Annotated in this window: 21 protein-coding genes; 14 read left to right on the top strand and 7 right to left on the bottom strand. The window is 65.8% G+C overall.

All coding sequences use genetic code 11. The annotated features are described in order from the left end of the window. The 3 genes from ACLP4W_RS04555 to bla form a co-directional block, all read left to right on the top strand. On the top strand, positions 1-1,169 hold a 1,169-nt coding region (locus ACLP4W_RS04555), incomplete at its 5' end, for a M16 family metallopeptidase (protein ID WP_442384541.1). 22 nt (positions 1,170-1,191) lie between these two features. Continuing rightward, a complete protein-coding gene (locus tag ACLP4W_RS04550) occupies positions 1,192-2,211 on the top strand; it encodes a nitronate monooxygenase (RefSeq protein ID WP_442384549.1) in 1,020 nt (339 codons plus the stop codon). Positions 2,212-2,217: 6 nt separating this feature from the next. Beyond that, complete coding sequence (gene bla, locus ACLP4W_RS04545) at positions 2,218-3,141, top strand: class A beta-lactamase (protein WP_442384539.1); 924 nt, start codon at positions 2,218-2,220, stop codon at positions 3,139-3,141. Between the two features lie 3 nt (positions 3,142-3,144). Here bla and ald read toward each other — a convergent pair whose 3' ends face one another. Then, the gene (gene ald, locus ACLP4W_RS04540) at positions 3,145-4,260 is read right to left on the bottom strand and encodes an alanine dehydrogenase (RefSeq protein WP_442384537.1); all 1,116 of its coding nucleotides are present in this window, start codon (positions 4,258-4,260) and stop codon (positions 3,145-3,147) included. 64 nt (positions 4,261-4,324) lie between these two features. Here ald and ACLP4W_RS04535 point away from each other — a divergent pair, with 64 nt between their 5' ends. The 5 genes from ACLP4W_RS04535 to ACLP4W_RS04515 all read left to right on the top strand — a co-directional run bounded on the left by ACLP4W_RS04535 (position 4,325) and on the right by ACLP4W_RS04515 (position 10,167). Beyond that, the gene (locus ACLP4W_RS04535) at positions 4,325-4,786 is read left to right on the top strand and encodes an SRPBCC family protein (RefSeq protein WP_442384535.1); all 462 of its coding nucleotides are present in this window, start codon (positions 4,325-4,327) and stop codon (positions 4,784-4,786) included. A gap of 21 nt (positions 4,787-4,807) precedes the next feature. After that, positions 4,808-6,271 (top strand): flavin-containing monooxygenase, encoded by a 1,464-nt coding sequence (locus ACLP4W_RS04530; protein ID WP_442384533.1) that lies wholly within the window; start codon positions 4,808-4,810, stop codon positions 6,269-6,271. Between the two features lie 130 nt (positions 6,272-6,401). Further along, positions 6,402-7,310 (top strand): metal-dependent hydrolase, encoded by a 909-nt coding sequence (locus ACLP4W_RS04525; protein ID WP_442384531.1) that lies wholly within the window; start codon positions 6,402-6,404, stop codon positions 7,308-7,310. Positions 7,311-7,313: 3 nt separating this feature from the next. After that, positions 7,314-9,080: an SDR family oxidoreductase gene (locus ACLP4W_RS04520; protein ID WP_442384529.1), complete on the top strand. Its 1,767-nt coding sequence runs from the start codon at positions 7,314-7,316 to the stop codon at positions 9,078-9,080. A gap of 10 nt (positions 9,081-9,090) precedes the next feature. Next, the gene (locus ACLP4W_RS04515; protein ID WP_442384527.1) at positions 9,091-10,167 is read left to right on the top strand and encodes a PDR/VanB family oxidoreductase; all 1,077 of its coding nucleotides are present in this window, start codon (positions 9,091-9,093) and stop codon (positions 10,165-10,167) included. A 6-nt stretch (positions 10,168-10,173) separates the two neighbouring features. Here ACLP4W_RS04515 and ACLP4W_RS04510 read toward each other — a convergent pair whose 3' ends face one another. Together ACLP4W_RS04510 and ACLP4W_RS04505 are read right to left on the bottom strand one after the other, a co-directional pair. Then, positions 10,174-10,698 (bottom strand): GNAT family N-acetyltransferase, encoded by a 525-nt coding sequence (locus ACLP4W_RS04510; RefSeq protein ID WP_442384525.1) that lies wholly within the window; start codon positions 10,696-10,698, stop codon positions 10,174-10,176. A gap of 69 nt (positions 10,699-10,767) precedes the next feature. Then, positions 10,768-11,346 (bottom strand): TetR/AcrR family transcriptional regulator, encoded by a 579-nt coding sequence (locus ACLP4W_RS04505; RefSeq protein WP_442384547.1) that lies wholly within the window; start codon positions 11,344-11,346, stop codon positions 10,768-10,770. Positions 11,347-11,531: 185 nt separating this feature from the next. Here ACLP4W_RS04505 and ACLP4W_RS04500 point away from each other — a divergent pair, with 185 nt between their 5' ends. Continuing rightward, on the top strand, positions 11,532-12,557 hold the full coding sequence (locus tag ACLP4W_RS04500) for a Rieske 2Fe-2S domain-containing protein (RefSeq protein ID WP_442384523.1): 1,026 nt from the start codon (positions 11,532-11,534) through the stop codon (positions 12,555-12,557). Between the two features lie 5 nt (positions 12,558-12,562). Beyond that, entirely contained in the window at positions 12,563-13,651 is a 1,089-nt protein-coding gene (locus ACLP4W_RS04495) for an NAD(P)H-dependent amine dehydrogenase family protein (RefSeq protein WP_442384521.1), read from the top strand. 690 nt (positions 13,652-14,341) lie between these two features. Here the strand turns inward: ACLP4W_RS04495 and ACLP4W_RS04490 are convergent. Further along, positions 14,342-14,686, bottom strand: coding sequence for a DUF732 domain-containing protein (locus tag ACLP4W_RS04490; protein WP_442384519.1), 345 nt, complete (start codon positions 14,684-14,686; stop codon positions 14,342-14,344). A gap of 295 nt (positions 14,687-14,981) precedes the next feature. Here ACLP4W_RS04490 and dapB point away from each other — a divergent pair, with 295 nt between their 5' ends. From dapB to ACLP4W_RS04475, 3 genes are read left to right on the top strand one after another with little or no spacing between them, the layout of a single operon-like run. After that, on the top strand, positions 14,982-15,716 hold the full coding sequence (gene dapB / locus ACLP4W_RS04485) for a 4-hydroxy-tetrahydrodipicolinate reductase (protein ID WP_442384517.1): 735 nt from the start codon (positions 14,982-14,984) through the stop codon (positions 15,714-15,716). After that, positions 15,713-16,177, top strand: a complete 465-nt coding sequence (locus tag ACLP4W_RS04480; RefSeq protein WP_442384515.1) for a hypothetical protein — start codon at positions 15,713-15,715, stop codon at positions 16,175-16,177. Before dapB ends, ACLP4W_RS04480 begins: the two co-directional genes overlap by 4 nt. Beyond that, a complete protein-coding gene (locus tag ACLP4W_RS04475; RefSeq protein WP_442384513.1) occupies positions 16,174-16,629 on the top strand; it encodes a flavodoxin family protein in 456 nt (151 codons plus the stop codon). Before ACLP4W_RS04480 ends, ACLP4W_RS04475 begins: the two co-directional genes overlap by 4 nt. A gap of 19 nt (positions 16,630-16,648) precedes the next feature. Here ACLP4W_RS04475 and ACLP4W_RS04470 read toward each other — a convergent pair whose 3' ends face one another. Both ACLP4W_RS04470 and ACLP4W_RS04465 read right to left on the bottom strand, forming a co-directional pair. Continuing rightward, the gene (locus tag ACLP4W_RS04470) at positions 16,649-18,202 is read right to left on the bottom strand and encodes a GAF domain-containing protein (protein WP_442384511.1); all 1,554 of its coding nucleotides are present in this window, start codon (positions 18,200-18,202) and stop codon (positions 16,649-16,651) included. Positions 18,203-18,208: 6 nt separating this feature from the next. Then, the gene (locus ACLP4W_RS04465; protein ID WP_442384509.1) at positions 18,209-18,874 is read right to left on the bottom strand and encodes a response regulator; all 666 of its coding nucleotides are present in this window, start codon (positions 18,872-18,874) and stop codon (positions 18,209-18,211) included. Between the two features lie 147 nt (positions 18,875-19,021). Here ACLP4W_RS04465 and ACLP4W_RS04460 point away from each other — a divergent pair, with 147 nt between their 5' ends. After that, complete coding sequence (locus tag ACLP4W_RS04460) at positions 19,022-19,348, top strand: hypothetical protein (protein ID WP_442384507.1); 327 nt, start codon at positions 19,022-19,024, stop codon at positions 19,346-19,348. 380 nt (positions 19,349-19,728) lie between these two features. Here the strand turns inward: ACLP4W_RS04460 and ACLP4W_RS04455 are convergent, their stop codons facing one another. Next, positions 19,729-20,562: a thioesterase family protein gene (locus ACLP4W_RS04455; protein ID WP_442384505.1), complete on the bottom strand. Its 834-nt coding sequence runs from the start codon at positions 20,560-20,562 to the stop codon at positions 19,729-19,731. Between the last annotated feature and the right edge of the window lie 10 nt (positions 20,563-20,572).

Raw genomic sequence — 20,572 nt, 5'->3', positions numbered from 1 at the left:
AGGGTGCCACCGTGGCCGGCGCCGCGCATTTCCTGGAGCATCTGCTGTTCAAGTCGACCCCGACCCGCACGGCCGTGGACATCGCGCAGGCGATGGACGCCGTCGGCGGAGAGCTGAACGCGTTCACCGCCAGAGAGCACACCTGCTACTACGCGCACGTGCTTGACAGCGATCTGGAGTTGGCCGTCGATTTGGTTGCCGACGTCGTGCTCAAGGGTCGCTGCGCCGCCGATGACGTGGAACTCGAACGCGACGTCGTCCTCGAGGAGATCGCCATGCGCGACGACGACCCCGAGGACGCGCTGGGTGACTTGTTCTTGGCGGCGCTGTTCGGCGACCACCCGGTGGGCCGCCCGGTCATCGGCACCGGGCAGTCCGTGTCGGCGATGACGCGGGCCCAACTGCACTCGTTCCACGTGCGGCGCTACACGCCCGAACGGATGGTGGTCGCGGTCGCCGGCAACGTCGACCACGACGAGGTCGTCGCGCTGGTGCGCGAGCACTTCGGTGTGCACCTGGTCCGCGGACGGCAACCCATCGCCCCGCGCAAGGGCGCCGGACGGGTGCCCGGCCGCCCCGCATTGACGCTGGTGAACCGCGATGCCGAGCAGTCGCACGTGTTGCTGGGAACACGTACCCCGGGCCGTGGCTGGGAGCATCGTTGGGCGCTATCCGTGCTGCACACCGCGCTGGGTGGCGGCCTGAGTTCCAGGCTGTTCCAGGAGGTTCGCGAGTTGCGCGGACTGGCCTATTCGGTCTACTCGGCGCTGGACATCTTCGCCGACAGCGGCGCGCTGTCGGTGTATGCCGCGTGCCAGCCGGAGCGTTTCGCCGACGTCATGCGGGTGACCAGCGACGTACTCGAAGCGGTAGCACGCGACGGCATCACCGACGTGGAATGCCGCATCGCCAAGGGCTCGTTGCGCGGCGGGCTGGTCCTCGGCCTGGAGGACTCCAGCTCCCGGATGAGCCGCATCGGCCGCAGCGAATTGAACTACGGCAGACACCGCAGCATCGAGCACACCTTGCAACAGATCGACCAGGTGACCGTCGAGGAGGTCAACGCGGTGGCCCACCGGCTGCTGAGCAGGCGCTACGGCGCCGCAGTTCTGGGTCCGTATTCCTCGAAACGATCGCTGCCCCAACAACTTCGGGCGATGGTAAATTAGCCCGATGGTGCTGGTCGACCGGATGGTACTGGGCTTTTGGGACATCATGGTGCCCATCGTGGGTGCGCCGATGGCCGGCGGCCCCGGCACCCCGGCGTTGGCCGCGGCGGTGTCCAACGCGGGTGGGCTCGGTTTCATCCCCGCCGGATACCTCAGCGCGGAGCGGTTCGCCGACGACGTCGCAGCGGCACGCACCATGACCACCGGCCCGCTGGGTGTCAACCTGTTTGTGCCCCAGCCCAGTGTCGCTGACTGGATTGCACTGGACTATTACGCGGACGAACTCGAAGGGATCGCCGAGCACTACCAGGTGGAGGTCGGCCGGCCCGAGTTCGGAGATGACGACGATTGGGAGCGCAAGCTCGAGGTGGTGGCCGACTTACGCCCGGAGCTGGTCTCTTTCACCTTCGGCGTGCCATCGCCGGATGTCATCCGGCGGTTGGGGGCGCTAGGACTGTTGGTGATGGTGACGGTGACGTCGGCCTACGAGGCCGGGGTGGCCGTTGCCGCGGGCGCGGACAGCCTGGTGGTCCAGGGCCCGAACGCCGGCGGGCACCGCGGCACTTTCGCGCCCGACATGGAACCCGGCACCGAGTCGCTGCACGAACTGCTTTCCCGAATCCGCAACGCGCACGATGTTCCACTCATCGCGGCGGGTGGGCTGGGCACCGCTGAGGACGTCGTGGGTGTCCTGGACAGGGGAGCGGTGGCCGCCCAAGTCGGCACCGCGCTGCTGCTCAGCGATGAAGCCAACACCCATCCCGCCTATCGCACCGCCATGAATAATCCTCTCCACGGCAAGACCATCGTCTCGCGTGCTTTCTCGGGACGGTATGCGCGCGGTCTGGAGAACACTTTCACTCGTCTTCTCGATGACGTTGCGCCCCTGGGCTATCCGGAAGTCCACCAGATGACATTGCCGATACGGGAGGCGGCGGCCGACTGGCAAGACCCCAACGGGATGGCCCTCTGGGCGGGGACGTCGTTCCAGAAGGCCCGCCCCGAGCCGGTCGCCGACATCCTGGCAAGCCTGGTCGGTTAGCGCCTCGTGCCAGCGCTGTCGCGTCGGCGAATGCTGTCGGTCGCTGTGACGGCGATGGCACCAGTGGCGCTCGCCGCCTGCGGACGCGCAGCCGCCCTGCCCAGTCCGGACACCTCAGGCGTCTATGCCCGACTCGACGAGCTGGAGCGCCAGTACAACGCCTACGTGGGGCTTTTCGCCACGGATATCGCAAGCGGTCGCACCTTGGCGCATCGTGACGATGATCCGTTCGCGATGTGCTCGACCTTCAAGGCCTACGCCGCCGCGCGGGTGTTACAGAAGGCCCAGCGTGGCGAATTGGATTTGCAGCAAGCCGTTTACATTAACCCGAGGGATCCCGCGGTGCTGCTTCCCAATTCCCCGGTGACGGCGCCCCAGGCCGGCAAAACCATGCCCCTGGCGCAACTGTGCGCGGCCGCGCTGCAGCACAGTGACAACGCCGCCGCCAACCTGCTGTTGCGGGCAATCGGCGGGCCTTCGGCCATCACCGAATTCGCTCGCTCCATCGGCGACGACCGCACCAGGTTGGACCGCTGGGAGACCGACCTGAACACCGCCATACCCGGCGACCCGCGCGACACCAGCACGCCGCGGGCCCTGGGCGGTGGGATCCAAAATCTGCTCACCGGAACGGTTCTGGGCGAATCACAGCGCCGTCAGCTGGAGGACTGGATGCGCGGCAATGTGACCTCAACCATGCGGGCGGGTCTGCCGCCGGGGTGGACTATCGCGGACAAGACCGGCACCGGGGACTATGGCAGCACCAACGACATCGGCATTGCCTACGGCCCGAGCGGACCCAGCACCCAGGGGATCCTGCTGTCGCTGATGACGCGCTCGCAGTCGCCGAACCAAGACGCCGACCCGCTGCGGCCGCTGATCGCCGAGGTGACAGGTACGGTGCTGGGATGGCTGACCGGACAGAGTTGAGCGTCAGGCCAATACAACTGCCGGATCGGTGAACGGCAAACTCAGGTCGGCGGCCACCCGTTCGGACAGCAGCATCCCGTCGTGTGTCGAAAGCCCTTTGGCCAGAGCGGGATCAGACCGGCATTCCGCCTGCCAGCCGTGGTCGGCGAGCTTGAGCACATACGGCATCGTCGCGTTGGTCAGGGCCGCCGTCGACGTCTTGGGAACCGCGCTGGGCATGTTCGCCACGCAGTAGAACAGCGTGTCGTGCACCGCGAACGTCGGGCGGTCGTGGGTGGTAGGCCGGGAATCCTCGAAGCAGCCGCCCTGATCGATGGAGATGTCCACCAGAACCGCACCGGTTTTCATCTGTCCAACAAGCGAATTGGGGATCAGCTTGGGAGCCTTGGCGCCGGGCACCAGGACGGCTCCGATCACCAGGTCGGCACGTTTGACGGCACCCCCGAGCTCGTACGCCGACGAATAGCGGGTGCTGATATGGCCACCGAACTCCGCGTCGAGCAGCCGGAGCTTGTTGATGTTGAGGTCGAAAACCATGACGCTCGCCCCCATACCGCTGGCGACCCGGGCGGCGTTGTAGCCGGCAGTGCCGGCGCCGATCACCACGACATCGGCGGCCTTGACGCCTGGTACCCCGCCCATCAGCGCGCCGCGCCCGCCATGGGTCCGCATCAGGTGATAGGCGCCGACCTGGGCGGAGAGCCGGCCGGCGACCTCGCTCATCGGGGCCAGCAACGGCAGTGTGCCATCGGCGGTCTGGACGGTCTCGTAGGCGATTGACGTTGTGCCGGAGGCCAATAGCGCTTCGGTGCAAGCACGCGAAGCGGCCAGGTGCAGATACGTGAACAGGACCTGGCGGTGTCGCAGCAGGCCATACTCGGCCGGTATCGGTTCTTTGACCTTGAGCAACAGGTCGGCCTCGGCCCACACCTGTTCGGCGGTGCCGGCCAGTTGGGCGCCCGCCGCCTTGAATTCCTCGTCGGCGATTGCCGACCCTTCCCCGGCGCCGGCCTGGACGACTACCTCGTGGCCGCGGTGGGTCAGCTCGGCGACACCGGCCGGGGTGATGGCCACTCTGAATTCGTTGTTCTTGGTCTCGGTTGGAATACCGACGCGCATGCCTCAAGTGTGAACAAAGTTCGGACAGATTTCATCCTCCACGTCGCGGCCGTATTATCGGCGGATGACCGACCCCTGTGTGACGGCCACGGTGCACATCGACGCACGTCCCGACATGGTGTACGGGCTCATCACCGACCTGCCGACACTGGCTGCACTGGCCGAGGAGGCGATCGCGATGGAGTGGCGCAAAGGTGGCGCGGTCCGTCCAGGAGCGGTGTTCGTCGGCCACAACGAAAACAGCGGCCGGCGCTGGACCACGAAGTGCACGGTTACCGACGCCGAACCGGGGCGCGTCTTCGCGTTCGATGTGCGGCACACAGTCATTCCGATCGCGCGCTGGCAGTACGACATAGTCGCCGCCGACGGCGGCTGCCAAGTCACCGAGAGCACCTGGGACCGCAGGCCGGGCTGGTTCCGCAAACTCGCCGGCAAGGCCACCGGCGTCCCCGATCGAGCGGCCGCCAACAGCGAGCACATCGAACTCACCCTGCGCCGCCTCAAGCAACGCGCCGAGAACGGGTAACGAGAGAACGGCGGGGCTGCGATGACGAGACGCGATCCCGCCGTAGCCGTCGTCGGCGCCGGCATGTCTGGGTTGTGTATCGCAATCGCTTTGCTGCGCAACGGCATTACCGATGTCACCATCTACGAGAAGGCCGACGAGGTGGGCGGCACCTGGCGTGACAACACCTACCCCGGTCTGACCTGCGACGTGCCCTCACGGGTCTACCAGTACACCTTCGCCAATAACCCGAACTGGACCCACGTGTTCTCTCCCGGCGGCGAGATCGAGGCGTACTTTCAGGGCATCGCCGACCGATTCGCGCTGCGGGACCGGATCCGGTTCGGCACCGAAATCGTCAGCGCCCGATTCGAGAGCGGCCGCTGGGTGCTGCGCACGGAGGCCGGGGCGGAATCTACAGTGGATTTCCTGATCTCGGCCACCGGCGTGCTGCATCATCCCCGGATGCCCTCGATCGCGGGTTTGGACGACTTCGGTGGTCCCGTCTTTCACTCGGCGCGCTGGGATCATTCCGTCGAGCTTCAGGGGCGGCGTATCGCGGTGATCGGCAACGGATCCACCGGAGTGCAGCTCGTCTGCGGGCTGGCCGGCGTCGCGGGTCGGGTCTCGATGTTCCAGCGCACCGCGCAGTGGATAGTCTCGCTGCCCAACCAGCGGTACTCCAGATTCGCCGGCAGCATCCACCGGGCGATTCCGTGGCTTGATCGGCTCGCCTACCGGGCATACAGCCGTGTCTTCGACACCTTCGCGGTCGCATTGACCAAGCCGGGTCTGCGGCGAAAATGGATGGCGGGCCTATGCCGCGCCAGCCTGCGTCAAGTGCGCGACCCCGAGTTGCGCGCGGCACTGACCCCGGATTACCAGCCCATGTGTAAGCGGCTGGTGATATCGGGTGGGTTCTATCGGGTGATCCAGCGCGACGATGTCGAGCTGGTGACCGCGGGCATCGACCACGTCGAGCGGCGGGGCATCGTCACCGATGACGGCATCTTGCACGAGGTGGACATCATCGTGCTGTGCACCGGGTTCGACACCCACGCGTTCTTCAGGCCGATGCAGCTGACCGGCCGGGACGGGATCGCCGCCGACGACGTGTGGCGCGACGGGCCGCGGGCGTACCAAACCGTCGCGATGCCCGGTTTCCCCAACTTCTTCATGATGCTGGGGCCGCACAGCCCGGTGGGGAACCTCGCGCTCACCGCGGTGGCCGAGTCGCAGGCCGATCACATATTGCGGTGGATCCAGCGTTGGCGCCGTCGCGAATTCGACACGGTGGAGCCGACGTGGGAGGCGACCGAGAGTTACAACGCGAAGCTGCGTGCCGCGATGCCGGACACCGTGTGGACGACCGGCTGTGACAGCTGGTATCTGAACAAGGACGGTGTGCCCGAGGTTTGGCCCTTCACGCCGGCCAAACACCGCTCCATGCTGGCAAACGTAGATCCGGAACAGTACGACATGCGTCGGCACGTCGTGGCCCACTGAGGGCAACTCCGGGTAAAACCCGATACCGGCGGTTTCGCATATCTGGGCCGCGTCACTATACTTGCGACGCGTGACGTGCACCGAGGCGACATCTGACGAATCGGTGTAAACGCCGAGGTAGGGGGCCACGATGTGCACCGTTGACGACCAGGCCGCGGGTCCGCACGACGCATGTTTAGACCACGAGCGTCTGGTCCTCCAGGCGCGCGACGTCGAGTTCGACTGGGCAAAGTTGGCATTCCACTACGTGCCCAACGAGCCGTTTACCACCCACATGCTGAACGTGCTGCACCTGCTGCTGCCCGCGGGCGAAGAGTTTTTCGTCGAGGTGTTCAAGAAGACGTTGCCGTTGATCAAAGACGACCAGCTGCGGCTGGACGTCCAGGGATTCATCGGCCAGGAGGCCGTGCATTCTCAGGCGCACTCGAAAGTGCTCTCCTACTTCGCCGCTGAGGGCATCGACGTGACGCCATACACCGACCAGATCAAGTGGCTGTTCGAGAAGCTGCTGGGGCCCAGGTCCGGGTGGAGCCTGCGACGACAGCACGGTTGGCTGCTGGAGCAGGTTTCGTTGGTGTCGGCGATCGAGCACTACACCGCCATTCTGGGCGAGTGGATTCTGAACTCACCGGCGCACGACGCCATCGGAACCGATCCGGTGATGCTGGACATGCTGCGATGGCACGGCGCGGAGGAGGTCGAGCACAAGGCCGTCGCCTTCGACACCATGAAGCATCTGCAGGCCGGGTACTGGCGACGGGTGCGCGCGCAGCTGGTCGTGTCGCCCGCGATGCTGCTGTTGTGGATCCGCGGAGTGCGATACCTGTACTCGGTGGACCCAGGCCTGCCGGCGGGCACCAAGCCACGCTGGCGCGACCACTTCAGAGCGGCGCGCCGCGGCCTGATGCCCGGGCCGTTGCGATTCGTGCTGGGCGTGGCGGACTACTACCGCCCGGGTTTCCACCCGTCACAACTGGGCGGGCTGGGTCTGGCGGTCGACTACCTGGCCGTCTCACCCGCCGCGCGCGCGTCGCACTGACCTATGACCGTCACATCCCGAATCGCCGCGTCCGACGGCGTCGCCCTGGCCGTACACCCCTACACCGAAATCGATGCGGCGCACCCGACCATCCTGGCCATTCACGGGTGGCCGGACAACCATCACGTCTGGGACGGTGTGGCCGAGGAACTCTGCGAGCGCCACCCGGACCGGTACAACTTCGTGGCCTACGACGTACGCGGAGCCGGCGAATCATCCTGTCCGCCAAAACGATCCGGATATGCGTTTGCGCAGCTGGTGTCCGATATCGGCGCGGTGATCGACAGCCTGGGTGTCGAGCGGGTTCACTTGCTGGCCCACGACTGGGGCTCCATTCAAGCCTGGGCGGCCGTCACCGACGATTCGGTGATGGGCAAAGTCGCGTCCTTCACCTCGATCTCGGGCCCGCACCTGCAGTACGCGGGGAGCTTCCTGCGCTCGGCGCGCACTCCCCGCGCGGTGGCTCAGGTCGCCAGGCAGCTGCTGGCTTCGGCATATATCGGCTTCTTTCTGTGCCCGGGTGTGCCGGAACTGATGTTTCGCTCCGGGCTCGGCGTGAAAGTCGTTGAAGCTTTTGAACGCATCGGTCGGTCGAGCACTCGCAGCCGACGCCACGCGACGCCGCGGTCGATCGCCGACTATGTCAACGGGCTCAAGCTGTATCGGGAGAACATGCCCGCGCCCATGGTGTCGCCGGGGCCGCGGCTGCCGAAAACCACCGTCGCGGTCCAGGTTCTGGTGCCGCGCCGGGACATCTTCGTGACGCCCGCGCTGCAACGATTCACCGGCGCAATCCCGCCCGGCGGCAGGGTGGTTCCGATCGAGGGCGGGCACTGGGTGGTGACATCGCGTCCCGACGTCATCGCCCGGCTGACCGGCGAGTGGGTCGATCAAAACGTCAGCGGCGCGGCCAGTGCGGACGCGGCCGAGGTGCGCGCCGGAGCGCGCGAGGTGCGAGGCAAGCTCGCGTTGGTCACCGGGGCGGGCGCGGGCATCGGCAGGGCGACCGCGATGGAACTGGCCCGTCACGGCGCCCGCAAGGTGCTGATCGTCGATCGCGACCTCGCCGCGGCCAACGCAAGTGCGGATGCCGTTCGCGCCGCGTGCGCCGAGGCCGCGGTGTACCAAGTCGACGTCAGCGACGAATCCGCGATGAATCACCTTGCCGCACAGGTTCTTAACGAACACGGCGTGGTCGACATCCTGGTGAACAACGCCGGCATCGGGATGGCGGGCCGCTTCCTGGAGACGAGTTCGGCGAACTGGGAAGACATCATGGGCGTCAATGTCCGTGGCGTCATCTCCGGCAGCAGGGCGTTCGGGGCGCAGATGGTCGACCGTGGCGAGGGCGGAACGATCATCAATGTGGCCTCGGCGGCGGCCTACATACCGTCGAAATCCATGGTCGCCTATAGCACCACAAAGGCGGCGGTCCTTGGCTTCAGCGAATCGCTGTGGGCGGACCTCGCCGACGAGGGTATCTCCGTCACGGCCGTGTGCCCCGGATTCGTCAACACCAACATCGCCAAAAGCACCATCTACGCCGGGATGACCGCCGAGCAGCAGGAGCGGGCCCGGGAGAAGGCCGATGCGGCGTACCGGCGCCGCAACTACACGCCGGAGGCCACGGCCAAGGCGATCGTCAAGGCCATCAAGACGGGCCCGGCCGTGCTGCCGATCGCCGCGGAGTCCACGATCGGCTACGCGATGCGGCGCATCAGTCCGTCGATGCTGCGGTTGTTCGCGCGCTTCGACATTCGGCAGGTTTAGGAAAATCACTGTGCCGGAGAGCATCTGGAACAGCAGGCCCGCTGACCTGTACGGTCGCCGCGACCGCGACCGCTTCGGCGCACTGTTGTGGGGGGTCCGCGTGTTGTTCGAAGGATTGGCCTCGACCTCGCGGTGGCAGCCGTCACGGGTAAAGCCGGTGCGCCGGACGCAATCTGCGGTGGTCACCAAGCGCGAACTCGTCGCCCCCGACGTGGTCGCCTTGACGTTGGCGGACGCGGCAAGGCGATTGCTCCCGTCCTGGACGCCCGGCGGGCATATCGACGTTGCGCTGCCCTCGGGCCGACGCCGGCAATACTCGCTATGCGGTCCGCCCGGGCGGCGCACGGACTATCGCATCGCCATCCGCCGGATCGCTGACGGCGGTGGTGGTTCCATCGAGATGCATGACGCCTTCGACGTGGGGGACACCCTGGTATTCGAAGGCCCGCGTAACGCGTTCTATCTCGGCATGGCCGAACGCGACGTGCTGTTCGTCATCGGGGGCATCGGCGTGACGCCCATTCTGCCGATGATCCAGGTGGCTGCGCAGCGCGGAATCGATTGGCGCGCAATCTATGCCGGTAGCAACCGAGAATACATGCCGTTCCTGGACGAGGTGGTGTCGGTGGACCCGGCTCGGGTGACGGTCTGGGCCGACGACGAGCACGGTCGGTTGGCCACCGTCGACGACCTGCTGGCCGGCAGCGGTCCGACGACCGCCGTCTACGTGTGCGGACCGACCGCCATGCTGGAAGCGGTGCGCGTGGTCCGCGACGAACACGCCGACGCACCACTGCATTACGAGCGGTTCAGCCCGCCGCCGATCGTCGACGGGGTTCCGTTCGACTTGGAGCTGGCGCGGTCGCACCGCGTGCTCAGTGTCCCGGCGAATCGGTCGGCGCTGGACGTCATGCGCGATCGGGATCCGACGACCCCCTACTCGTGCCAGCAAGGCTTCTGTGGGACATGCAAGGTCAAAGTGCTTGCCGGGCGGGTCGATCACCGTGGCCGCACGGCGGTGGGAGATGACGAAATGCTGGTCTGTGTGTCGCGGGCGAATGGCAACCGGGTCGTCATCGACGCCTGACGGAGCTCAGCCGTCGGGCGCTGATCGATTGAATGTGTAGCCCACATGGGGGACCCGCACACCGGGCAGTGGCTCCCACACCAGGGTACGGCCGTCAACCTGGAAGTTCTTGTTCTCGTAGAAGCGGCGAGCCTTGCGGTTGTTATCTGCACACCACAGAATCACGTCACCCGAAGGATTCGCGCGCAGAGCCTTATCGAGCAGGCGGCCACCGATTCCATGCCGCTGGCTTTCCTCCACTATGTACAGCGAGTCGATTTGTACTTGGCCAGGGTTTGCATCGTCTGGCCCGAAGATCGTCATGCCGAGTATCCGGCCGCCCGACTCGGCAATCCACATGCTCCACCCACGGCGACTCAGGGCTTGCGGGTAAACCACCGCCGCCCAGCGTGTCGGCGGACCGAGCAGGTCGAGCAAATACGCCGCGACCATTCCGGTCCAGGACCGTCGCCAAACCGGAAAGTGCATCTCCGCGACGGCAGCGAAATCGGCCGGCTTGGCTTCACGGATCCGGATGTCACTGGACGTCACGTGTCTAAGGCTAAGACGTGCCGGCGCGGGCGCTCCGAAATGGCGTCGGGGAGCGGGCAGGAACGGCAGTCATTCCGCCCGGCGCCGCTCCAGATAGGCGGCCAGCGCGCTGGTCAGACCCCGCCTTGCCATGTCGAGGTCGGCGTACGAGCCCAGCTGGCGCTCCGACACCAGGCCGCGCATGGCGCCGGGGATGAGGGCGGCCACCTCGCGGACCCGGTCTGGGTCGACGTCCAGGCCGGCGAACGCGTGCTGGCAGGTCTCCAGCCAGCTCTTGCCCCAGGAGAACAGCTCGGCGGCAGTGCGCGGGTAGAGGCGTTCGAGCTCGCCCGGGTCGCGGGGCAGCGCCGCCCGCAGGTTTTCGATCGCACGCGAATCCGCCGATGCCAAGCCGTGGTAGAGGGTGTCGATGATGGCGCCGACGCGCTCACGCAGCGGCGCGTCCGGGTGGATCGGCGTCGCCAGTGTGGAGAATGTCGCGGCGCGCCGCTCGGCGGTGCGGTGCAGAACCGCTGCCCAAAAACCGTCGGTGTCGTCGAACTGGTATTGCACCGCGCCCCAGGTGGCGCCGATCTCCTTGGCGATGCGATTGGCCGACACCGAGCCTGGCTCGCCGGACGCCAGCGACTTGAGCGCGGCTTCGAGCATGCTTTCGCGCGTCGCGTGGCCACGCCGGTTGGGGCGCCGGCCGGCGATGCGTGCCCCGGTAGCCTGCCGAGTCATCCGCCGAGCCTATCGGGTTGATCGTGCTTTTTCATAGAAGGTACTGTGATTCTGTCTCGGCGCGGCCTATCATTCCTACGCGAGGAGGACAGCTCGGATGGCAGAGCTCGATGGTTAGGCCGCCGTTGTCGATGAAACCGACCGGATGGTTCCAGGTCGCCTGGTCCGACGAGATCGGCGTCGGCGATGTCCACACGATGAAGTATTTCGATCAGGAGATGGTCGCCTGGCGGTCGGAGTCCGGCGAGCTCACCGTGATGAACGCCTACTGCGAACACCTCGGCGCTCACCTGGGTTACGGCGGCAAAGTCGTCGGCGAGGTGCTGCAGTGCCCGTTCCACGGGTGGCAGTGGAGCCAGCAGGGCCGCAACGTCCGCATCCCCTATCAGGATCGGCCCAACCGCGGCAGGCGGATCCGCACCTATCCCGTGGTGGAGCGCAACGAGTCGGTCTACATCTGGCACGACGTGCAGCGTCGCGAGCCGTACTTCGACGCGCCGGACGTGTTCGGCGCATTCGAGGACGGCAGCGGCGCGGATGACTATTACCCGCAGCAGAGGTTGTACCGGGAGACCCTGGAACTGCACCCGCAGTACGTGCTCGAAAACGGGGTGGACTTCGCGCATTTCAAGTTCGTGCACAACACCCCGATCGTGCCGGTCTTCACCCGCCATGACTTCGGCGACGCGGTGTCCTTCGTCGACTTCACGATCACGTTCGAAGGGGACGACGGCCAGCGGATCGAGGACGTCAACAGCGGCGTGCAGGCCATCAACGGCGGTCTGGGAATCGCGGTGACCAAGAGCTGGGGCATGGTCGACAACCGCACCATCTCGGCGATCACCCCGGTCGACGAGTCCACCTCCGATGTGCGGTTCATGGTCTATATCGGCCGTGCGCCGGGCAAGGATCCGGCCCGCGCCGAGCTCAAGGCGCAGGAATTCGGGCGAGAAGTGATCCGGCAGTTCGAGCAGGACATTGAAATCTGGCGGCATCAGCGCTACTCGGACCCGCCCGCGCTGGCCGCCGCCGAGTATGAGGGCTTCACCGCAATCCGCAAGTGGGCCAAGCAGTTCTATCCGGACGGCATCGGCGGCAGCGCCGCCGACGTGCACGCGGCATCGCAGAAAGGCTGAACCGAATGAATGCACCCGCTCGACCGATCCGCGTCTTCCAGGTCGCTACCGGGAACGTGGGCAAGGAGATGATCAAGCGCATCGCCACGCAGCCCGATCTGGAGCTGGTCGGCGTGCACTGCTACTCGCCGGAAAAGGTCGGCAGGGACGCGGGCGAGCTCGCCGGCCTGGCGCCCAACGGGGTGAAGGCCACCGGCAGCGTCGAGGAGATCATCGCCGCCAGGCCGGACGTCCTGACCTTTCACGGCGTGTTCCCCGACGAGGACCTCTACGTCAAAGTGCTTGAGGCGGGCATCAATATCGTCACCACCGCCGACTGGATCACCGGGTGGCACCGTGACAAGAACCACCCGCACCCGTCGGGCAGGCCGGTGACCCGGCTCCTGGCCGAGGCCTGCGAAAAGGGTGGCGCGACTTTCTACGGCACCGGGATGAACCCAGGCCTGAACCAGATCCTCGGTGTGGTGTGCTCGGCCGACGTCGCGGAGATCGAGAACATCACCACCATCGAGTCCGTCGACGTGTCATGCCACCACTCCAAGGACACCTGGATCGAGGTGGGCTACGGCCAGCCGGTCGACGATCCGCAGATCCCATCGAAGCTCGAGAAGTACACTCGCGTTTTCGCCGACAGCGTGCTGATGATGGCTGACTGCTTCGATCTGCCTCTCGACGAGGTCAAGTTCAGCTACGAGCTGGGCGCCTGCACCAAGGACGTGGACCTGGGTTGGTACACGCTGCCCAAGGGGTCGCTCGGTGGCAACTACATCAAATATCAGGGCCTGGTCGACGGGGTTCCGCGGGTCGAGACGCATCTGGAGTGGCAGATGACCCCGCACACCGATCCGAGTTGGAACATCAAGGGCTGCTACATCACCCAGATCAAGGGCGATCCGTGCGTATACAACAAGCACATGATCTTCCCCACGCCCGGCGTGGACCTGTCCAATCCGGATAACTTCGCCTCCATCGGCATGACCGTGACCGGCATGCCCGCGCTCAATGCGATCAAGTCGGTGGTTGCGGCGCGGCCGGGACTCATCACCAGCGCCGACCTGCCGCTGCGCGGGTTCGCCGGGCGTTTCAAGAAGTAGGCGCCGGCCGAGTTACAGCGGGCGCATTGAGCGCTCGTCGAATGCCGCGAGGTAATGGTGGGCGTTTGCCAAATCGCGACAAACCTGAACGTGTGGTACACCATCAACAGTGCCCGACGCACTGACTAGCTCTATGGAAGGAACAAGAGCATGGCTATCGCACGGGGCTTAGCCGCAACCGCTATGTTCGCCGGTTTGGCTGTCGGTGCAGCTGGCACAGCGTGGGCTGACACACCGACGATGAACGGCAGTTACACCTTGACCTCGACAACGCCTGCTGGCTGGTGCAACCTTTACCACCAGTTGGACCGTCAATTCCTGCGGTGACGGGTGCGTCTTCATAAAGGCTGGGGCGGGGGGTAGCCAAGCGCGGTTGGTCGATGATCAATGGGTACTAGACACGTCCAACAACGTCAATTGCGCGGACGGTAGTTACGTTCAGTACGCCACGACCTCCCACATGACGTGGGATTCAAATACCCTTGCAGGCGCAGCTCAACAAACCTACATCGTGCCGGCCTGCGGCCATCCGGCGGGATACACACAAACCGACCGGACACAAATCAAAGAGACACCCGCATCCTCATCCGCATCCCCATCCCCATCCCCATCCCCATCCTCATCCTGACGCACACATAAACGAAGTCGAGTGGCCGAATTCGGCCGCAGGGGTTGTTCCTCTAACACCGATTAGTAGTTGGGACATAGATCGGCTAGGGCGTAGTTGACGAGTTCGTTTGCCTGGTCGGGGGTCAGCCCGCCGGCGCCCAGCCTGGCGTCGGAGCGTTGCAGCGCCAGGGTCTGCAGCTCCGTGGGAGAGACGCCGTACGAGACTTGGGTGCATAGTTTCTGGCCGACCTGCAACAGCGCGGGGTCTCCGCCGTCGACGTCGTGGATCCCGGCGTTGTGCAGGTCAGTGAGATAGGAGGCGGTGTCAGCCTGGGCCGGGCCGGCCCCGGCGGCCCCGGCGACCAGAAGCGGGCCACTTAGCAACACTAAGCGCATAATTCGGCAATAGCGCCTTCGTGCCGCCATAACTCTATCTCCTTTGGCTCGACTGAAATGGAAAACTCAATTCTTGGAGAATTCCCTGACAAAGCGCACTATTGAATAGGCTGCCGACCTCATTCGCATGATCGGTGCCAATAACATGGTTACCGTAGCCCGTACAGCTGTGAAATAGCTTCGAAATTCGTCGGAACGGACTGTCATCAATCGCATATGTCCGAGGCGCGCCAGCATCCGCAACAAGCTCGCATCGATCGGGTCAGCAAGACGTGTTGTGACACGAAGTTCGAGGACCCACAACGCCGCGGTCTAGGGTTAATCCATGCGGGTGGGCGTGTTGGGAGCCAAGGGCAAAGTGGGGTCGACGATGGTGACGGCCGTGCGCGCCGCCGACGATCTGACCCTGTCCGCGGAGGTGGACGCCGGTGATCCGCTGAGCCTGCTGGCGGAGGGCAACACCGAGGCCGTCATCGACTTCACCCATCCCGACGTGGTGATGGGCAATCTAGAGTTCCTCATCGCCAACGGAATCCACGCCGTGGTCGGCACCACGGGCTTCACCGCCGAGCGCCTCGAGCAGGTGGAGTCGTGGCTGGGCGATAAGAGAACGGGTGTGCTGATCGCGCCGAACTTCGCTATCGGGGCAGTGCTGTCAATGCATTTCGCGAAGCAGGCGGCACCCTTCTTCGACTCGGCGGAAGTGATCGAGTTGCATCACCCGCACAAGGCCGACGCCCCGTCGGGCACCGCGGCTCGCACTGCCAAACTGATCGCCGAGGCGCGAAAAGGCTTGCCGCCCAACCCCGACGCCACCACCACGAGCCTGCCCGGTGCCCGTGGCGCCGATGTCGACGGAATACCGGTGCATTCGGTGCGGCTCGCCGGACTGGTCGCCCACCAGGAGGTGCTGTTCGGGACCGCGGGGGAGACGCTGACCATCCGCCACGACAGCCTGGACCGCACCTCGTTCGTGCCTGGCGTGTTGTTGGCGGTGCGGCGCATCAAGGAACGCCCTGGCCTCACGGTGGGCCTTGAGCCCCTGCTCGACCTGCAATGAACGACACCGCACGCACGGTGCGAATCCAATTGCTGATCGCCTTCATGTGCGTGGCAATGGTGGCATATCTCGTGCTGCTGGGCCGCACGGCCATTGCGTTGATCGGCTCGGGCCGGGCCGCCGCGGTGGGCCTGGGACTGGCGGTTCTGATCATGCCCGTCATCGGGCTATGGGTGATGATTGCGACGCTGCGGGCCGGATTCGCCCACCAGAAGCTTGCTCGGCTGATCGAGGCGGAAGGCATGGAACTCGACACCAGCGCGCTGCCGCGGCGGCCGTCGGGCCGCATCGAACGAAACGCGGCCGACGCACTTTTCGCGACCGTGCGCGCCGAGGTGGAGCGCGACCCCGACGACTGGCGGCGCTGGTACCGGCTGGCCCGGGCCTACGACTACGCAGGAGATCGTCGCCGGGCACGAGAGTCTATGAAGACTGCCCTCGAACTACAAAGCCGCCAATGAGCAAGACACTGCTGGTGGTGCACCACACCCCGTCGCCGACCACCCGTGAACTGCTGGAGGCGGTGCTCGCAGGAGCCAACGACCCCGAGATCGACGGTGTCGACGTGGTTTCCCGGCCGGCGCTGGCCGCGACCCTCCCGGACATGCTCGACGCCGACGGCTACCTGTTCGGCACCACGGCCAACTTCGGCTACATGTCCGGGGCGCTCAAGCACTTCTTCGACACCGTCTACTACCCGAGCCTGGACCACGTTTCGGGCCGCCCCTACGGGCTGTGGGTGCACGGCAACAACGAAACCGTCGGCGCCGCGGCCGCCGTCGGCAAGCTGGCGACCGGGCTGTCGCTGAGCCAGGCCGCCGACGTGCTGGAGGTCGTCGGCGCCGTCGACGCCGGTGTGCGTGAGCGGGCCTACGAGCTGGGCGGCACACTGGCCGCGACCTTAATGGAGTGAGGGAGCGTGGTTTTCGCTCTCACGCACGGGTGGGAATCGCGACGTACAGTGCGGTGCCGCCGCCGGACGGGCTGGCAATCTGCATGTGCCCGCCGAGGGCTTCCACTCGGTCGATCAAGCCGATGAGCCCAGATCCATTGCTGCTGTCGGCTCCACCGACGCCGTCGTCGCGAATCGACAGCATCAGCTCCGACCCGTCGACTCGGACGTCGATCTCCATCCCCGTCGCGTGCGCATGCCGGGTGGTATTCGTCATGGCCTCGGCCACAACGTAATACGCCGCGACTTCTGCTGACTCGCTTATTCGCCCCTCCAGTTCGAGGTGAAGCACGACCGGAATGGCGCCGCGGCGGGCGAGCGTCTCGAGCGCCGGACCAAGTCCACCGTGGGATTCGATCGCTGGATGAATTCCCCGCGCCAGCTCTTGGAGATCGCCCGACGCCGCGATCAGGCCGGCCACGGTATCGGAGATTTCTTCTTTGAGCGAAACAAGTTCTGCGGGTACCCCGGCTTCGATCGAGCGCAGTTGAACTACAAGCGACACCAGCCGCTGTTGTGCGCCGTCGTGCAGATCGCGCTCAAGGCGGCGTCGGGCATCGTCGGCGGCCGTAACGATGCGTGCGCGGGAGGCGGTGAGTGCCGAGTGGGCTTCGGCATTGGCGATGGCGGTAGCGACGAGTTCGGTGAACTCACCCACCCGCTGCTCGGCGTCGGGCGGCAGTGGCTCGCCCGGTGACCCCACAACCGCGACACCCCAGAGGCGGCTTTCGACGACGATCGGCGCTCCCACGCCGCCGCGTAATCCGAGACGGCGAATCAGTGCAGCCGCGTCACCGACTGCGTTGTCATGACTATCCATTCGGACGGGTTGGCCGGAGCGGGCCACCATGGCGGCGATGTTTTCGCCCGCCAGGGGCCACCGGCTCCCGACGGGCATGCGCTCCGTCTGTACGGGGTCGTCGCGGGCCGCGACAAGCGTTGCGGTGCCATCAGGTTCGTAGCGCCAGATCGACGCGTTGGCAACGCCAAGGCATGTCGCCAGTTCTTGTGCCACCGCCGGGAAGACCTCGGACGCGGGGACTCCGCGCGCGACCAGTGTCGCGACCCGGCGCAGCGCGGCTTGTTGCTCGGCCAGAACGCCCAGTTGCGCACCGCTCGCCTCGGCTTCCTGCCTGCGCTCTTCCGCGTCCGCGGCACGCGTTCGCGCTACGCGGGCCACGAGGTGCGCCACCAGCGCGACCACCACGAAGACGAACAAAACCGCCCAGTCCTGGAGCTGGGTCAGCGCCGTGCCGAAGTCTGGCCAGCTACGGAAGCAGTTGAAAGCGATGGCGCTGAGCACCGCCGTGGCGATCGCCAGCCCAGCGCCCCAGCCTGTTGCGATGATCAGAACGCCGACGAGGTACACCACGCCGAAGGCGTTGCCCGGCGCGAACGTCTTGAGCAGCAGCATGATGCCGGTCTCCACCCCAATGCAACCGACGGCCACCGCGAGGCCCAGCGGCGCGGGTAACGGCGTCCGTCCCAGCAGCATCGACCCCAACCGAGCCAGCGTCCGCGGCTTAGCTTGCATCACCGGTCAGCGAGCCTTGAGGAAGGTGATGACCGCACGAACGCGTCGGTGATCGTCGGGGGTGTCGTACAGATCAAATTTGGTCATGATGCTGCGAACGTGCTTTTCGACGGTGCCCTCGGTCACCCACAACCGACGGCCAATAGCGGCGTTCGAGCGCCCTTCTGCCATTAGGGCGAGCACTTCCATTTCCCGTGGGCTCAACACGGCGAGCGGATCGTTGCGCTTGGGCGCCTCTACCAATTCCTGAACCAGAGCGGGGTCTATCACACAACCGCCAGTGGCGATGCGGGCAAGTGTGTCGAGGAAGTCGCCGACATCGCTGACCCGGGTCTTCAATAGGTAGCCGACGGCGCGGCCGCTGGCCAAGAGCCGCACCGCGTGTTCGACTGCGACATGGGCCGACAAGATGACCACTCCGACCTCCGGCATCTCGTGGCGGATGGCCATCGCGGCATCGAGCCCCTCGGTGGTGCCGGTCGGCGGCATCCGGATGTCAACGATCACCAGCTCAGGTTTCTCGACACGGACCAATTCAAGAAGGGCCGTGGCGTCGCCGGCCTGGCCCACAACCTGGTAGCCCGACCGTGTCAGCAGGCTGGCCAGCCCTTCCCGCAGTAGCACATCGTCGTCGGCGAGGACGACTCGCACACCCGCCTGTTCCGGCTGCACCTCGACGGCGCTCCTTTCCCGAATCGTTAACGGCAGTGACTAGCGTAATTGCAGCTAGCAGGTATTGCCGCAGTCAGGTCAGCCCTGTCAAGAGAACGGATGTCAGCACTAACGACGCAATGGGGCTCGGGACGCGAGTCTGAATCCGTGAAGACGACCACCCTTTCACGGACCAACGTCGAGGCGCACGCCGGTGCGGTGTACCCGCGGGCTTTGACCAGGCACACGGTCTACCTGATCGGCACGCTCGCCTTCAACGCTGCGCTGCTGCTGGCCGGCGTTCGACTCACCGGATTCGCATGGCAGGACCTGTGTCTCTTGCTGCTACCACCGATGGTGGCCAGCGCCGGGGCCGGTTTCGCATTCCTGGTCCTGAACCGGATGGCCCTTCAGTCAGTAGGGCCTGCCGGGGCAGTCTCGCTTGGCCCGTTGTCGGTGCCACAGACCTGGGTCAAAGGGGCCCGGGCACAATGAAGGGAGAGGTCGCAATGTCGATCAACAAAATACTGGTCAGCGCAGCCATCGTCCTCGGCGCCAGTGTCGGGATAGCGGCACCGGCCAGTGCCGACCCGAACCCGGCCAGCGCCGGTACGAACCCGTTCGGCGCCCTGAGCTGTAGTAGCTGCCGAGAGACGGCTCCAGCCGGCAGCCCGGTTCTGAAAGACGAGATTCATCGGGGAATCGGGGCGGGTCTGTCTGTCTCGCTCCCGGGACTACCGCATCGACCCGGCCCGGACAACGGAAACGCTGGCGCCGCTAAATCCTGAGAAGCACCCTGGACGCTAGGCGCACAGACCGAAGCGGTTTGGGAGCTCAGGCAAGACCACGCGGCGGGCTGCTCGACGAATGGCTGTCTAGCTAAAGGCCGGGTTGAACGCGTCGGCGGGTTGGGCCAGGGCCAGCGCCGAGCTGGTGCCGAACGGACCGTGCCGGTCGAACAGCGTCGCGGAGCCGGTGGCCACACCGGCTGTGCCGTAGTGGCTTTGGGCTGCGAGCCCGAGGTACTCACCGTCGTGCAGGCGGCTCGCGGTGACGGTGTAGTCGGCGTTGATGTAGCGCAATCCGCCAGTGCCCCAATGGGTGAGCGAGCTCGTAATGTCACCGACGAATGCCAGGCGAGTAAACGGCGTGAGAGGGTGGCCCTGCACCATTGGGCGAAACAGCCGCGCCCAGGCGAACTTCTGTGAGTGAGACTGCTCCCACTCTCCCGCGGCGATACCGGGACTGCCTCCGACTGTGGCTCCATAGCCCCAAATGAGAAATGGCACGTCCGCGGGGATACCGTCTGAGTCCGTCGGAAGCGACGGCATCTCCACCGTGGAGGACCACACCTCCCCGTGAGGGTGGTCGCCTCGGCGCAGGAACAGCGCACTGGCCCGCGCGACAGTGTTTCCGTTCTGCACCAATGTGCCGTCGACCAGCTTGATGCGCCGACCTTCCCGCTGCACCGAAGTCTGAATCTGCACCGGCTCCAGCAGAGCCGGACGCAACAGATCGACTGTCAGGCGGGCCGGCTGAAGGGCAGGATCGATACCCGATTGCTCTATCCCCCAAGCCAACAGGCCCCCGACGATCTGGCCGCCCATCGCCGCGCCCCACGGTCCCTGCGTCAGCACGCCGGGCAGGTAGGAGTCGCCGTCGACAGTGAAGAACGCCTCGGGCATGATGGCGGAATCCTCGATCGTCACCGCTATCACG

It is taken from the genome of Mycobacterium sp., from assembly GCF_052145595.1.
Classification (GTDB): Bacteria; Actinomycetota; Actinomycetes; order Mycobacteriales; family Mycobacteriaceae; genus Mycobacterium.
The sequence above is the reverse complement of the archived record's forward strand: the minus strand, read 5'-3'. Positions and strand labels throughout refer to the sequence as shown.